Source organism: Streptomyces sp. NPDC004561 (genome assembly GCF_053602155.1).
Genome location: NZ_JBSGDB010000223.1, coordinates 1 through 13901, shown reverse-complemented (window position 1 = coordinate 13901; position 13901 = coordinate 1). Strand labels below are relative to the sequence as shown.

Genomic DNA, 13901 nt, shown 5'->3' with positions numbered 1-13901 from the left:
GCCCGGCACCCGTTCACGGGTGCCGGGCCGCCCCTCGCGGAAGCGGTGCGTGCGCTCAGCTCTCCACGCCGGCGGGCTCGCGGGTCGCGGCCGGCGCGGCGGGCGCGACCTGGTGGGCCTCCTTCGGCTGGCCGAGGCCCATGGAGCGCATGACGCCGCCCACGACGGCGCCGAGGATCGTCAGCGCGATACCGGCCCAGAAGCCGACCGGCTGGGCCATCACCATGAAGGCGCCGGCGACGCAGAAACCGATGAAGGTGATGATGACACCGGTCCAGGCTGCCGGGGTGTGACCGTGACCGTGGCTGCTGCCCGCCATGACTTGCTCCTCGTTGCTGTGTACGTGTCGTAGTAGGCGTCGTACATCTCGTACGTTCCGAGCCCGCCCGTCACTGTCCGAGCCGGACGCTCGTCGTCCATTGTCCCGTACGCGCACGCATGCCGGACGCGGGGGTGGCGTCTGGTTCGCCACACAGCCGGAAGGGTTTCAGGCCCCGGTGGGGTCCTCGCCCCGGTCCAGGGCCTTCCAGATCTCCTCGGGCCGTTCCGGGTCGACCGGCCGGGCGGTGCGGCGCGGGCGGTCGCCGCCGCGCTCGTAGCGGCCGGACATGGCGGGCCACAGGCGGCCGAAGCGCAGCGCGAGCAGGCCGGCCAGCAGGAGCAGCACGCCGCCGGCGGCCGCCACGTAGGGCCAGCCGGTGTGACTGAGCGCCGCGACGGTGGCGGAGGTGTCCCCGCTGGCCTGGGCGGCCTTCTCGTCCAGCGCGGAGCTGTCGGAGGCGGTCACGAGGGCGGCGGCGACGATGCCGGCGCCGGAGAGCGTGAGCAGCGCGGCGACGACGAGCCGGGCCGCCCCGCGCACGGCGAAGACGGCGACGAGCGCGGCGAGGCCCACTATGGCGAGGGCCGCGGGGACGCCGGTGACGTCGCTGCCCTTGACGGACAGCGGGATCGCGCCGCCGGCCACCGTCGCACTGCCCTCCGCCCAGCGCTGACGGGTCGCGAGCAGCGCCACGGCCGCGCCGAGCGCACCGCACAGGAGGGCCACGGCGAGGCTCCGCCGGCCGGACCGGGCGGACGCGGCGGCTTCGGAACGGGGGTGAGGAACAGCAGTCACGTGGTCCACTATCGCCTGAACCCCGGGCGAACCGTCACCCGGGGTTCGGGTGAGAAGCGCCCTACCGGCCGAGCCGGTTGGCCGTGTGCACCGCGCGGAGGACCGCCGCCGCCTTGTTGCGGCACTCCTGGTCCTCCGCCACCGGGTCGGAGTCGGCGACGATGCCCGCCCCGGCCTGCACGTACGCGGTGCCGTCCCGCAGCAGGGCGGTACGGATGGCGATCGCGGTGTCGGAGTCGCCCGCGAAGTCCAGATAGCCGACACAGCCGCCGTACAGCCCGCGCCGGGACGGTTCGAGCTCGTCGATGATCTGCATCGCGCGCGGCTTGGGGGCGCCGGAGAGGGTGCCCGCCGGGAAGCACGCGGTGAGCACGTCGAAGGCGGTGCGGCCCTCGGCGACCCGGCCGGTGACGGTGGAGACGATGTGCATCACGTGCGAGTAGCGCTCGATCGACATGAAGTCGACCACCTCGACCGTGCCGGGCTCGCAGACCCGGCCGAGGTCGTTGCGCCCGAGGTCCACGAGCATCAGGTGCTCGGCGCGCTCCTTGGGGTCGGCGAGCAGCTCGTCGGCGAGGGCCTGGTCCTCCTGGGGGGTGGCCCCGCGGTGCCGGGTGCCGGCGATCGGGTGGACCATGGCCCGCCCGTCCTCGACCTTCACCAGGGCTTCCGGGGAGGAGCCGACGACGTCGAAGCCGTCGAGGCGGAACAGGTACATGTACGGCGAGGGGTTGGTCGCCCTGAGGACCCGGTAGACGTCGAGGGCGCTCGCGGTGCACGGCGTCTCGAAGCGCTGCGAGGGCACCACCTGGAACGCCTCGCCCGCGCGGATGCGCTCCTTGACGTCCTCTACGGCCCGCCGGAAGTCGGGGCCGCCCCACAGCGCGGTGTACTCGGGCAGCTCGGAGGGCGGCAGCACGGCCGGCGGCTGGGCCACCGCGCGCGTGAGGTCGGCCTCCATGGCGTCGAGGCGGGCCACGGCGTCGGCGTAGGCCTCGTCCACGCCGGTGTCGAGGTCGTTGTGGTTGATCGCGTTGGCGATCAGCAGGACCGAGCCCTCCCAGTGGTCCATCACGGCGAGGTCGCTGGTCAGGAGCATGGTCAGCTCGGGCAGCCGCAGGTCGTCGCGCTCGCCGGGGCCGATCTTCTCCAGGCGGCGGACGATGTCGTAGCCGAGGTAGCCGACCATGCCGCCGGTGAAGGGCGGCATGCCCTCCTGGTGCGGGGTGTGCAGGGCCTGGAGGGTGGCGCGCAGGGCCTTGAGGGGGTCGCCGTCGACCGGGACGCCGACGGGCGGGGTGCCGAGCCAGTGGGCCTGGCCGTCCCGGGCGGTGAGGGTGGCGGCGCTGCGGACTCCCACGAAGGAGTACCGGGACCAGGAACGGCCGTTCTCCGCGGACTCCAGCAGGAACGTACCGGGGCGTTCGCCGGCCAGCTTGCGGTACAGCGCGACCGGGGTGTCGCCGTCGGCGAGGAGCTTGCGCGTGACCGGGATGACACGCCGGTCGGTGGCGAGCTTGCGGAAGGTCTCGAGGTCCATGGCGGCAGACCTTACTGATCGGCGGACGGGGCCGCGGAACCGGCGGGGCCGGCGTCCTTCAGGAGCACGTCCTCGTCGAAGCAGGTGCGCGCGCCGGTGTGGCAGGCGGCGCCCACCTGGTCGACCTTGACCAGCAGCGTGTCGGCGTCGCAGTCCAGCGCGACCGACTTCACCCACTGGAAGTGGCCGGAGGTGTCGCCCTTGACCCAGTACTCCCGGCGGCTGCGCGACCAGTAGGTGCAGCGGCCGGTGGTGAGGGTCCGGTGCAGCGCCTCGTCGTCCATCCAGCCGAGCATCAGCACCTCACCGGTGTCGTACTGCTGGGCGATGGCGGGCACGAGGCCGTCGGCGCTGCGCTTGAGGCGCGCGGCGATCTCCGGGTCGAGGCTGCTGGGCCGGGGGGTGCCGGTCGAACTGGTCATGGCTGCCATTGTGCCGCGCGCGTACGACAGTCCCGGTGCCGTGTCCACTGCGCGGACGCGGTACCGAGTCGTAGGCTGACCCCATGTCGACCTTCGCCAAGCGTGAACGGCTTCTGCTCGCCGACCTCTTGGAAACCGTGGGTCCGGACGCGCCGACCCTGTGCGAGGGCTGGCGGACCCGGGACCTGGCCGCGCACGTGGTGGTGCGCGAGCGCCGCCCCGACGCGGCCGGGGGCGCCCTGATCAAGCCGCTCGCCCCACGGCTCGACCGGGTGATGGGGGAGTTCGCCGCGAAGCCGTACGAGGAGCTGATCCAGCTCATCCGCACGGGTCCGCCCCGGTTCTCGCCGTTCCAGCTCAAGCAGATCGACGAGGTGGCGAACACCGTCGAGTTCTACGTCCACACCGAGGACGTGCGGCGCGCCCAGCCGGACTGGAGCACGCGCGAGCTGGACCCGGTGTTCCAGGACACCCTGTGGTCCCGGCTGGAGCGCAGCGCGCGGCTGGTGGCCCGGGGGGTGCCGACGGGGCTGGTGCTGCGCCGCCCGGACGGCCAGACGGCGGTGGCGCACCGGGGCACACCGGTGGTGACGGCGACCGGTGAGCCGTCGGAGCTGCTGATGTTCGTGTTCGGCCGGCAGGACGCGGCCAAGGTGGAGCTGGACGGCGAGACGGAGGCGATCGCCACGCTCCACGAGTCCAGGCAACTGGGCATCTGAGAGAGGCCGGCGCCCGTGATCAAGGTCGCGATGACCGGCGTGTACGTGGACGACGTGGCACGGGCGCACGCCTTCTACACGGACGTCCTCGGCTTCGAGACCCGCCTCCACATGGACCTCGGCGACGACACGCTGTTCGTGACGGTCGGGGCGGCCCGGGGCGCCCAGCCGGACCTCCAGCTGCTGCTGGAGCCCGGCCAGGGGCCCGTCGCGGAGCCGTACCGCCGGGCCCTGTACGAGTCGGGCGTCCCGTGCATCGTCTTCTCCGTGGACGACCTGGGGGCCGAGTACGAGCGGCTGAGCGCCCTCGGTGTGCGCTTCACGCACGAGCCCCGGGAGCAGGGACCGGTGCTGGCGGCCGTCTTCGACGACACCTGCGGCAACCTGGTGCAACTGGTTCAGCCGAAGGAGTGAAGGTTCAGCGCGGCAGTTCGGCGGCGCGCAGGGCCGGTACGACGAGGGCGACGACCCCGCCGAGTGCGCAGACGGCGGCGCTGACCACGTAGACCGGGCGGAGCCCCCAGGCCCCGATCGCTGCGGCGGCCAGGGGCATGCTCAGCGGAGTGAGGCCGAGGCTGATCAGGCTGGAGACGGCGGTGATCCGGCCCAGGTAGCCGGGGTCGGTCAGGGTCTGCAGCAGCGCGCCGCACATCACCCCGCTCAGCCCGGTGAGCAGGCCAACGAGCAGGGCCGTGCCGACGGCCGCGAGGAGGGTGGGCACGTAGGCGAGGGCTCCGACGGCCACCGAGCCGGCGACGATCGACCACCCGGCGACGAGCCCGGCGCGGGGCAGCCGCCCCCGTACGGCCAGCAGCAGCGAGGCGGCGCCCGCGCCGGCGCCGAACCCGGCGAGCACCCAGCCCATGCCGGAGGCGCCCCAGCCGCGGCGGTCTGCCAGCAGGGTGAGTCCGACGTTCAGCGGGCCGACGAACCCGAGGTCGCCGAGGGCGATGGCCAGCATCAGCGGGGCGAGGACGCGGTGGCCGCGGATGTGGCGCAGGCCGGCCTTCAGTTCCGCCCAGGCCGTGCCCCGCCGCGCGGCGTCCGACGAGCCGGCGGCGGGATCCACCGGCAGGTCACGTACCCGCAGGGACATCAGCAGCGGCACGGACACGGCGATGAGCAGTCCGGCGAGAGCGAACGCGGGCGCGGCGCCGCCGAGGGCCACCCCGAGCCCGCCGAGCGGGGCACCGACGACGGCGGCGAAGCGGATGGCGAGGCTGCGCATGCCCTGGACCCGGCCGAGCTGGTCCTTGCCGGTGAGCCGGGCAGGCAGGGCGCCCACGGCGGGCACGAAGACGGCGTCGACCGCGCCGAAGACCAGCGCCAGCAGGGCGAGCAGCCACAGCCCGGGGCGGGTGAGCAGGAGCAGGGCGGCCACGGCGAGGACGGCCGCGCAGCGCACGGCGTCGCTGCCGATGACGATCCGCCGCGGCCCGAACCGGTCGGCGACGACTCCCCCGCCCAGCATCAGCACGGCCCGGGGCAGCGCGCTCGTCGACATCACGAGCCCGGCCTGCGCCGGGCTCCCGGAGCGGACGGCGGCCCATGAGAGGGCGATGTAGTAGACGTTGTCGCCCAGCATCGAGGACGTGTAGGCGGCGAGCCAACGCCGGACACCGCCGTCGCGGTGGGCGGGCGTGGTGGCCGGCGGGGTCAGCGTGGCGGTCACGGGAGCACGTCCTCTCAGGGCCGGAACGGGAACGCGTACGTGTGCACCGCGACGGTCTCGCGGCCCTCGGTGTCGCCTGCGGCGACGGCGGCCCGGCCCTGCTCGTCGAACCGCCGGACGAGGGCGAGCAGCTCCCTGTTCAGCTCGGCCAGTTCGGCCGCCGTCAGCGGCAGCACCGCCTCGGAGGACTCGGCGGCGGCGCTCCACTCCTCGCCCCAGTGGAAGCGCTCGTCGAGGAAGCGCCGGTACATGTCGGCCCGCTGCTCGAAGAACAGCCGGCTGGCGGCGGTGTGCGCGGCGGCCTTCTCGGGGGCGTCCCGGAAGTCCTCGTCGCGGATGCTCACACCGTCGGAGGCGGGGCGCCACCAGCGTTCCCGGCCGTCCGCGCGCTGGGGCTCGGCCTCCTCGATGAGCTGGTGCTCGGCCAGTTTTCGCAGGTGGTAGCTGACCAGCGAGACGGCCTCGTCCACCTGCTCGGCGAGCTGTGAGGCGGTGGCCGTGCGGGCGACGGTCAGGGCCCGGTACAGCCGCATCCGCAGCGGGTGCGCGAGCGCCTTGAGCGTGCCCACGTCCTTGATCCGGCGGTCTCTCTCCCTGTCTGGCATGCCCCCACGCTAGATAGGAAAGAAAAATTGCACAATATATTTTGCGCAACTTCTCTTTCGCATCTTGTCGCCAAAAGGCCCCGGCGGCAGCCCGCCGGGGCCTGGGGGTGCGTCAGCGGACGGGGTGGCCCGCCTCGCGCAGGGTGTCCTTCACCTGGGCGATCCGCAGGTCGCCGAAGTGGAAGACGGAGGCGGCCAGGACCGCGTCGGCGCCGGCGGCGATGGCCGGCGGAAAGTGGGCCAGCCTGCCCGCGCCGCCGGAGGCGATCACCGGGACGGTGACGTGCTTGCGGACGGCGGCGATCATCTCCAGGTCGTAGCCGTCCTTGGTGCCGTCCGCGTCCATGGAGTTCAGCAGGATCTCCCCGGCGCCGAGCTCGGCCGCCCGGTGGGCCCACTCGACGGCGTCGATGCCGGTGCCCCGGCGGCCGCCGTGCGTGGTCACCTCGAAGGAGCCCGACTCGGTGCGGCGGGCGTCCACCGACAGGACCAGCACCTGCCTCCCGAAGCGCTCGGCGATCTCGCGGATCAGGTCGGGGCGGGCGATCGCGGCGGTGTTCACGCCCACCTTGTCGGCGCCCGCCCGCAGCAGCCTGTCCACGTCCTCGGCCGTGCGGACACCGCCGCCGACCGTCAGCGGGATGAACACCTGCTCGGCGGTGCGGCGCACCACGTCGTACGTCGTCTCCCGGTCGCCCGAGGACGCGGTGATGTCCAGGAACGTCAGCTCGTCGGCGCCCTCGGCGTCGTACACCTTGGCCATCTCGACGGGGTCGCCCGCGTCGCGCAGGTTCTGGAAGTTGACGCCCTTGACGACCCGGCCGTTGTCCACGTCCAGGCAGGGGATGACTCGGACCGCCAGGGTCATGACTGCTCAGGCTCCTCTGAATGCTTCAAGCTCTACTTCGACCAGGATGCGCGGATCGACGAAGCCCTCGACCACGAGGAGGGTCGCGCACGGGCGCACGGAGTCGAACAGCTCCTTGTGGGCCCGTCCCGCCTCGTCGACGTCGCGCACATGGCTCAGGTACATACGGGTGCGGATCACGGACTCGACGCCGAGCCCGAACTCCTTCAGCGCCTCCAGGGCGTTGCCGAAGGCGATCCTGGTCTGCTCGTAGGGGTCGCCCTCGCCGTACAGCACCGGTCCCTTGAAGGACGTCGTGCCGCCGACGGACACCCGGTCCCCCGCCGCGACAGCGCGTGCGAAACCGAAACTCTCTTCCCAGGGACTTTCGCTCTGCACGCGCCGTACGGCATCGGACGTCATGACGACACAGCCTCCAGGGCCTCTTCCAGGGTGAACGCCTTCGCGTACAGGGCCTTCCCCACGATGGAGCCCTCGACACCGAGGGGTACCAGTTCGGCGATCGCGCGGAGGTCGTCCAGGGACGACACGCCGCCGGAGGCCACGACCGGGCGGTCCGTGGCCGCGCAGACGTTCTTCAGCAGCTCCAGGTTCGGGCCCTGGAGGGTGCCGTCCTTGGCGATGTCGGTGACGACGTAGCGGGCGCAGCCCTCCTTGTTCAGGCGCGCCAGCGTCTCGTAGAGGTCACCGCCGTCGCGGGTCCAGCCGCGGCCGCGCAGGGTGGTGCCGCGCACGTCCAGGCCGACGGCGATCTTGTCGCCGTGCTCGGCGATGACCTTGGCGACCCACTCGGGGGTCTCCAGGGCGGCGGTGCCGAGGTTCACCCGGGTGCAGCCGGTGGCGAGGGCGGCGGCGAGGGTGTCGTCGTCGCGGATGCCGCCGGACAGCTCCACCTTGATGTCCATCGCTTTCGCGACCTCGGCGATCAGCGCGCGGTTGTCGCCGGTGCCGAACGCGGCGTCCAGGTCGACCAGGTGCAGCCACTCGGCGCCGGACCGCTGCCAGGCGAGGGCGGCCTCCAGCGGGGAGCCGTAGGAGGTCTCGGTCCCGGACTCGCCGTGCACGAGGCGGACGGCCTGGCCGTCGCGGACGTCGACGGCGGGGAGGAGTTCGAGCTTGGCCATGGGTCTACAGGCTTCCGATCCAGTTGGTGAGGAGCTGGGCGCCGGCGTCGCCGGACTTCTCGGGGTGGAACTGGGTGGCCCACAGGGCGCCGTTCTCCACGGCCGCCACGAACGGCCTGCCGTGGGTCGCCCAGGTCACCCTGGGGTCCGCGATCACCGGGTTGTTCGATTCCAGGGTCCAGTCGTGGACGGCGTAGGAGTGCACGAAGTAGAAGCGTGCGTCGGCGTCGAGGCCCGCGAACAGCTCGGAGTCGGCCGGGGCGTCGACGGTGTTCCAGCCCATGTGGGGCACGACCTCGGCCTCCAGCGGCCCGACCGTGCCGGGCCACTCGTCCAGGCCCTCGGCCTCCACGCCGTGCTCGATGCCGCGCGCGAACAGGATCTGCATGCCGACGCAGATGCCCATGACCGGGCGCCCGCCGGACAGCCGCCGGTCGACGACCCAGTCGCCGCGGGCGGCGCGCAGGCCCTGCATACAGGCGGCGAAGGCGCCGACCCCGGGCACCAGCAGCCCGTCCGCGTTCATCGCCTTGTCGAAGTCACGCGTGATCTCGACGTCGGCGCCCACGCGCGCGAGGGCGCGCTCGGCGGAACGGACGTTGCCGAAGCCGTAGTCGAAGACCACGACCTTCTTGGAGTCGGTCAATTCCACACCTCCAGCCGCATGACGCCCGCGACGAGGCAGAGGCCCGCACCGATGGAGAGCAGCACGATGAGGCTCGTGGGCATCTTCTGCTTGACGAAGGAGACGATGCCGCCGACGAGGAAGAGACCGACGACGATCAGCAGGGTGGACAGGCTGTTCACAGGGCGCCCTTCGTGGAGGGGAGGATGCCGGCCGCGCGCGGGTCGCGCTCGCTGGCGTAGCGCAGCGCCCGGGCCAGCGCCTTGAACTGGCACTCCACGATGTGGTGGGCGTTGCGCCCGTAGGGTACGTGCACGTGCAGCGCGACCTGCGCCTGGGCGACGAAGGACTCCAGGATGTGGCGGGTCATCGTCGTGTCGTACTCGCCGATCATCGGCGCCATGTTCTCGGGCTCGGTGTGCACGAGGTAGGGGCGGCCGGAGAGGTCGACGGTGACCTGGGCGAGGGACTCGTCCAGCGGGACCGTGCAGTTGCCGAAGCGGTAGATCCCCACCTTGTCGCCGAGCGCCTGCTTGAAGGCGGCGCCGAGCGCGAGGGCGGTGTCCTCGATGGTGTGGTGGGAGTCGATGTGCAGGTCGCCGTCGGTCTTCACGGTCAGGTCGAACAGGCCGTGCCGGCCGAGCTGGTCGAGCATGTGGTCGTAGAACCCGACGCCGGTGGCGATGTCGGTCCGCCCGGTGCCGTCGAGATCGATCTCGACCAGCACCGAGGTCTCCTTGGTGGTGCGCTCCACGCGTCCAACGCGGTTCATGCCTCAAGCTCCTTCTTCAAGTCCCGTACCGCGTCGAGGAACGCGTCGTTCTCCTCCGGGGTGCCGGCGGACACCCGCAGCCACCCCGGTACGCCGTTGTCCCGGACCAGGACGCCCCGGTCGAGGATCCGCCGCCAGGCCTCGTGCGCGTCGGCGAACCGGCCGAACTGCACGAAGTTCGCGTCGGACTCCGTCACCGCGTAGCCGATCGCGCGCAGCTCGGCGACCAGCCGGTCGCGCTCCGACTTCAGCTGCTCGACATAGCCCAGCAGCGTGTCGGTGTGCTCCAGCGCGGCCAGGGCGGTCGCCTGGGTGATCGCCGACAGGTGGTACGGCAGCCGGACGAGCTGTACGGCGTCCACCACCGCCGGGTCGGCGGCGAGGTAGCCGAGGCGCAGGCCCGCCGCGCCGAACGCCTTCGACATGGTGCGGGAGACGACCAGGTGCGGCCGGCCCGCCAGCAGGGGCAGCAGCGAGTCGCCGTGGCTGAACTCGACGTAGGCCTCGTCCACCACGACCATCGACGGCTTGGCCGCCTGCGCGGCCTCGTACAGGGCGAGGACCGTCTGCGGCGGGACCGCGTTTCCGGTGGGGTTGTTGGGGGTGGTGATGAAGACGACGTCCGGCCGGTGCTCGGCGACGGCCCGCTCGGCCGCCGCGAGGTCGATGGTGAAGTCCTCGGCCCGCGGGCCGGAGATCCAGCCGGTGCCCGTGCCGCGCGCGATGAGCGCGTGCATCGAGTACGACGGCTCGAAGCCGATGGCCGTGCGGCCCGGTCCGCCGAAGGTCTGCAGCAGCTGCTGGATGACCTCGTTGGAGCCGTTGGCGGCCCACACGTTCTCGATGCCGAGCGGGTACCTGCCGGTCCTCGTCAGGTACTTGGCCAGCTCGGTGCGCAGCTGGACCGCGTCCCGGTCGGGGTAGCGGTTCAGGTCGCGGGCGGCCTCCCGCACCCGCTCCGTGATCCGCTCGACCAGCGGCTCGGGCAGCGGGTAGGGGTTCTCGTTCGTGTTCAGCCGTACGGGCACGTCCAACTGGGGCGCGCCGTAGGGGGACTTGCCGCGCAGCTCGTCCCGTACGGGAAGATCGTCGATGCCGGTCACTTGCTCTCGGGTACCTTCCAGCCGAACCTCGCCTTGATCGCCGCGCCGTGCGCGGGCAGGTCCTCCGCCTCCGCCAGCGTCACCACGTGGTGCGCGACCTCGGCCAGCGCGTCCTTCGTGTAGTCGACGATGTGGATGCCGCGCAGGAAGGACTGGACGGACAGGCCCGAGGAGTGACAGGCGCAGCCGCCGGTGGGCAGGACGTGGTTGGACCCGGCCGCGTAGTCGCCCAGCGAGACCGGGGCCCAGGGGCCGATGAAGACCGCGCCCGCGTTCTTCACGCGGTCGGCGACCGCGGCGGCCTCGGCGGTCTGGATCTCCAGGTGCTCGGCGCCGTACGCGTCGACGACCCTGAGGCCCTCCTCGATGCCGTCCACCAGGACGATCGCGGACTGCCTGCCCGCGAGGGCCGGGCGGATGCGGTCCTCGATGTGCTTGGTGGCCGCCACCTGCGGCTGCAGCTCCTTCTCCACCGCGTCCGCCAGCTCGACGGAGTCGGTGACCAGGACGGCCGCCGCGAGCGGGTCGTGCTCGGCCTGGCTGATCAGGTCCGAGGCCACGTGCACCGGGTCGGCGGTCTCGTCCGCGAGGATCGCGATCTCGGTGGGGCCGGCCTCGGTGTCGATGCCGATCCTGCCGGTGAAGTAGCGCTTGGCGGCGGCCACCCAGATGTTGCCGGGGCCGGTGACCATGTTGGCGGGCGCGCAGGACTCGGTGCCGTGCGCGAACATGGCGACGGCGGTGGCGCCGCCGGCCGCGTAGACCTCGTCCACGCCGAGCAGCGCGCACGCGGCGAGGATCGTCGGGTGCGGCAGTCCGCCGAACTCGGCCTGCGGCGGGGAGGCGAGGGCGATCGACTCGACGCCCGCCTCCTGGGCCGGGACCGCGTTCATGATCACGGACGAGGGGTAGACGGACCGGCCGCCCGGCGCGTACAGCCCGACGCGCTCGACGGGCACCCACTTCTCCGTCACGGAGCCGCCCGGCACCACCTGGGTGGTGTGGGTCGTACGGCGCTGCTCGCGGTGGACCAGGCGGGCGCGGCGGATGGACTCCTCCAGGGCGGCGCGCACGGCCGGGTCGAGGCCGTCGAGCGCGTCGGTGAGCGCCCGGGCCGGGACACGGACGGATTCCAGCCGTACTCCGTCGAACTTCTCCGCGAAGTCGATCAGCGCCGCGTCGCCACGATGATGCACGGCCTCGCAGATCGGACGCACCTTATCCAGGGCGGCCTGAACGTCGAAGTCGGCTCGGGGCAGCAGGTCGCGCAGGGCGGGGCCCTCGGGAAGGGCGTCGCCGCGCAGATCGATTCGGGAAATCACAGTCCCAATTCTCTCAGACCGGCGTCGGGAGCCGTCCGCGCGTATCAATGGCTGATACAGAACGTGGACCAACGGCCGGTACATACGCTGGCCGGAACCCGGAAGATCGCCTTCACGTCGGGTGTTCCGGCCGTCACTCAGCGGGCATGAACGGCTGTACGAACGCCTGTGGACAGCGGAGGGAGAAGGAACAGCGGTGACCGAGGGGGCCGGCCCGCGCGCCGGGGACCTGCCGGACGACCTGACCGCGGCCGAGGCGGGCATGTGGCAGGCCTTTCGCAACGGCAGCGGATACGACCTGAGCAGTGGGGACGCCGTCGTGGACGATCCGCACGGCGGTCACCCCTGGGGTCCGGAGCGGTCCGTGCGGGCGCGCGTCGTGTGCTGGCTGCTGCTGGGCGGGCCGCCGGCGCTCGCGGGACGGGTGTCCTCGCTGAAGCTCGTCGGGGTGCGGATCACCGGCACGCTGGACCTGGCGGGCGGCACGGTCGGGCCGTACGTCGAGCTGCGCGACTGCCGCTTCGACGACCAGGTGCTGCTGCCGGAGGCGCGGTTCACGACCCTGCGCCTGGTGAACTGCTCGGTCCCGCGGCTGGAGGCCGCCCGGGTGCACACCGAGGGCGATCTGCATCTGCCCCGCTGCCGCTTCCAGAACGGGGTGCGGCTGACCGACGCGCACATCGGCACCGACCTGCTGCTCAACCAGGCGATCGTGTACCGGGACCGCAGCGGCCGGTCGATCGCCGCGGACGGCATGACGGTCGGCCAGGACCTGCAGGCGGAGATGCTGGAGTCGCACGGCGAGCTGAGCCTGCGCAGCGCGACGGTCGGCGTCTCGCTCAGCCTGCGCGGCGCGAAGCTCGCCAACCCGTACTCCCGCCTGGCCCTGAACGCGCCCCAGCTGACCGTGGAGCGCACCCTGTACCTGACCCCGGCCGGCGTCGGCAGCCCGCTGCTGAGCGGCACCACGCCCGCGCGCGGGACACGGATCCAGCGGTTCGAGTGCCGGGGCGGGTTACGCCTGGACGACGGGCGGTTCGGGGACGCCGTCGACCTGGAGCGGGCCCGGTTCACCCTCACCGACGACCAGGAGCTGTCGCTGCGCCGGGTGCACGCGCCCGAGCTGCGCTTCCTCGGGGACCGGCCGCAGCGCGGGAAGGTCGTGCTGTCCGGGGCGCGGATCGTCAACCTGGTGGACCGGGCGAGCGCCTGGCCGGGCACCGGCAATCTCCACATGGCCGGCTTCGCCTACGAGAACCTCGTGCCGCAGGGCCCCTTCCCGCTGACCCGGCGCCTGGACTGGGTGGCGGCGGCCACCGCCGAGTACGCCCCGGAGCCGTACGAGCGGCTGGCTTCGGTGCTGCGGGCGGCCGGGGAGGACGAGGACGCGCGGGAGGTGCTGCTCGCCAAGCAGCGCCGGCGCCGCGAGACGCTGCCGCCGGCCGCCAAGATCTGGGGATTCGTGCAGGACTGGACGGTGGCCTACGGATACCGCCCCGGCCGGGCCGCGGTGTGGATGGCGGTGCTGTGGGCGGCGGGCACGCTCGCGTTCGCGCACGCCGACCACCCGCCGGTGAACCACGACAGCCATCCCTACTGGAGCCCGGCCCTGTTCACGCTGGACCTGCTGCTGCCGGTGGTCGACCTGGGGCAGGTCGGCGAGTGGCAGCTGCGCGGCGGCTGGCAGTGGCTGGCGACCGCGATGATCCTGCTGGGCTGGATCCTCGCCACGACGGTGGCGGCGGGCGCCACCCGGCTGCTGCGCCGGAACTGACCGGTTTTGCCGCACAGCGGCCGCACAAAAGTTGAACAGTCACCTTTTGCCGGTCCTTGACCTACGGCCGTACAACTTTCCGCGACTTCTCCCAAGCCCCTGGCGCGCTCCCGACCTGCGGACTTTCAATAGGCGGCACCATGGCTCCGCTGCCCTCGTTCATCCGCCCCACCAGGATGACCAGACGCTCCGCGCTCCCGGCCGACCGGCCCCCGGCCGGGGCCGAGATCGTGCTCGA

Annotated in this window: 17 protein-coding genes; 3 read left to right on the top strand and 14 right to left on the bottom strand. The window is 72.6% G+C overall.

What is annotated here, in order from left to right; genetic code table 11:
* Window positions 1-55 precede the first annotated feature (55 nt).
* The 4 genes from ACWEN3_RS26165 to hisI all read right to left on the bottom strand — a co-directional run bounded on the left by ACWEN3_RS26165 (window position 56) and on the right by hisI (window position 3079).
* Window positions 56-319, bottom strand: a complete 264-nt coding sequence (locus tag ACWEN3_RS26165; RefSeq protein ID WP_452975613.1) for an HGxxPAAW family protein — start codon at window positions 317-319, stop codon at window positions 56-58.
* 168 nt (window positions 320-487) lie between these two features.
* Complete coding sequence (locus ACWEN3_RS26160; protein WP_452975610.1) at window positions 488-1126, bottom strand: TIGR02234 family membrane protein; 639 nt, start codon at window positions 1124-1126, stop codon at window positions 488-490.
* Between the two features lie 52 nt (window positions 1127-1178).
* The gene (locus tag ACWEN3_RS26155) at window positions 1179-2657 is read right to left on the bottom strand and encodes an anthranilate synthase component I (protein WP_452975607.1); all 1479 of its coding nucleotides are present in this window, start codon (window positions 2655-2657) and stop codon (window positions 1179-1181) included.
* Between the two features lie 11 nt (window positions 2658-2668).
* The gene (gene hisI, locus ACWEN3_RS26150; RefSeq protein ID WP_452975604.1) at window positions 2669-3079 is read right to left on the bottom strand and encodes a phosphoribosyl-AMP cyclohydrolase; all 411 of its coding nucleotides are present in this window, start codon (window positions 3077-3079) and stop codon (window positions 2669-2671) included.
* 83 nt (window positions 3080-3162) lie between these two features.
* On the opposite strand from hisI, the gene ACWEN3_RS26145 reads away from it, so the two are divergent.
* Together ACWEN3_RS26145 and ACWEN3_RS26140 are read left to right on the top strand one after the other, a co-directional pair.
* Entirely contained in the window at window positions 3163-3798 is a 636-nt protein-coding gene (locus ACWEN3_RS26145; protein WP_452975601.1) for a TIGR03085 family metal-binding protein, read from the top strand.
* A 15-nt stretch (window positions 3799-3813) separates the two neighbouring features.
* Complete coding sequence (locus tag ACWEN3_RS26140; protein ID WP_452975598.1) at window positions 3814-4212, top strand: VOC family protein; 399 nt, start codon at window positions 3814-3816, stop codon at window positions 4210-4212.
* A gap of 4 nt (window positions 4213-4216) precedes the next feature.
* Here the strand turns inward: ACWEN3_RS26140 and ACWEN3_RS26135 are convergent, their stop codons facing one another.
* From ACWEN3_RS26135 to hisD, 10 genes are all read right to left on the bottom strand, one after another.
* A complete protein-coding gene (locus ACWEN3_RS26135) occupies window positions 4217-5470 on the bottom strand; it encodes an MFS transporter (RefSeq protein ID WP_452975595.1) in 1254 nt (417 codons plus the stop codon).
* A 14-nt stretch (window positions 5471-5484) separates the two neighbouring features.
* Window positions 5485-6075, bottom strand: coding sequence for an ArsR/SmtB family transcription factor (locus ACWEN3_RS26130; protein ID WP_452975592.1), 591 nt, complete (start codon window positions 6073-6075; stop codon window positions 5485-5487).
* A 112-nt stretch (window positions 6076-6187) separates the two neighbouring features.
* Window positions 6188-6943 carry an imidazole glycerol phosphate synthase subunit HisF gene (gene hisF, locus ACWEN3_RS26125; RefSeq protein WP_452975589.1) on the bottom strand — a complete coding sequence of 252 codons (756 nt, stop codon included), beginning with the start codon at window positions 6941-6943 and terminating at the stop codon, window positions 6188-6190.
* A 6-nt stretch (window positions 6944-6949) separates the two neighbouring features.
* Window positions 6950-7345 (bottom strand): RidA family protein, encoded by a 396-nt coding sequence (locus ACWEN3_RS26120; protein ID WP_452975586.1) that lies wholly within the window; start codon window positions 7343-7345, stop codon window positions 6950-6952.
* The gene (gene priA / locus ACWEN3_RS26115) at window positions 7342-8067 is read right to left on the bottom strand and encodes a bifunctional 1-(5-phosphoribosyl)-5-((5-phosphoribosylamino)methylideneamino)imidazole-4-carboxamide isomerase/phosphoribosylanthranilate isomerase PriA (protein ID WP_452975584.1); all 726 of its coding nucleotides are present in this window, start codon (window positions 8065-8067) and stop codon (window positions 7342-7344) included. The genes ACWEN3_RS26120 and priA overlap by 4 nt, the downstream gene beginning before the upstream one ends.
* A 4-nt stretch (window positions 8068-8071) precedes the next feature.
* Window positions 8072-8719, bottom strand: a complete 648-nt coding sequence (gene hisH, locus ACWEN3_RS26110) for an imidazole glycerol phosphate synthase subunit HisH (RefSeq protein ID WP_452975581.1) — start codon at window positions 8717-8719, stop codon at window positions 8072-8074.
* Window positions 8710-8874 (bottom strand): hypothetical protein, encoded by a 165-nt coding sequence (locus ACWEN3_RS26105; RefSeq protein ID WP_191877312.1) that lies wholly within the window; start codon window positions 8872-8874, stop codon window positions 8710-8712. Before ACWEN3_RS26105 ends, hisH begins: the two co-directional genes overlap by 10 nt.
* Window positions 8871-9464, bottom strand: coding sequence for an imidazoleglycerol-phosphate dehydratase HisB (hisB, locus tag ACWEN3_RS26100; protein ID WP_452975577.1), 594 nt, complete (start codon window positions 9462-9464; stop codon window positions 8871-8873). The genes ACWEN3_RS26105 and hisB overlap by 4 nt, the downstream gene beginning before the upstream one ends.
* Window positions 9461-10567 (bottom strand): histidinol-phosphate transaminase, encoded by a 1107-nt coding sequence (locus ACWEN3_RS26095; RefSeq protein WP_452975575.1) that lies wholly within the window; start codon window positions 10565-10567, stop codon window positions 9461-9463. The genes hisB and ACWEN3_RS26095 overlap by 4 nt, the downstream gene beginning before the upstream one ends.
* Window positions 10564-11889: a histidinol dehydrogenase gene (gene hisD / locus ACWEN3_RS26090; protein ID WP_452975572.1), complete on the bottom strand. Its 1326-nt coding sequence runs from the start codon at window positions 11887-11889 to the stop codon at window positions 10564-10566. The genes ACWEN3_RS26095 and hisD overlap by 4 nt, the downstream gene beginning before the upstream one ends.
* 196 nt (window positions 11890-12085) lie before the next feature.
* On the opposite strand from hisD, the gene ACWEN3_RS26085 reads away from it, so the two are divergent.
* A complete protein-coding gene (locus tag ACWEN3_RS26085; RefSeq protein ID WP_452975569.1) occupies window positions 12086-13663 on the top strand; it encodes an oxidoreductase in 1578 nt (525 codons plus the stop codon).
* The last annotated feature ends 238 nt before the right edge of the window (window positions 13664-13901 follow it).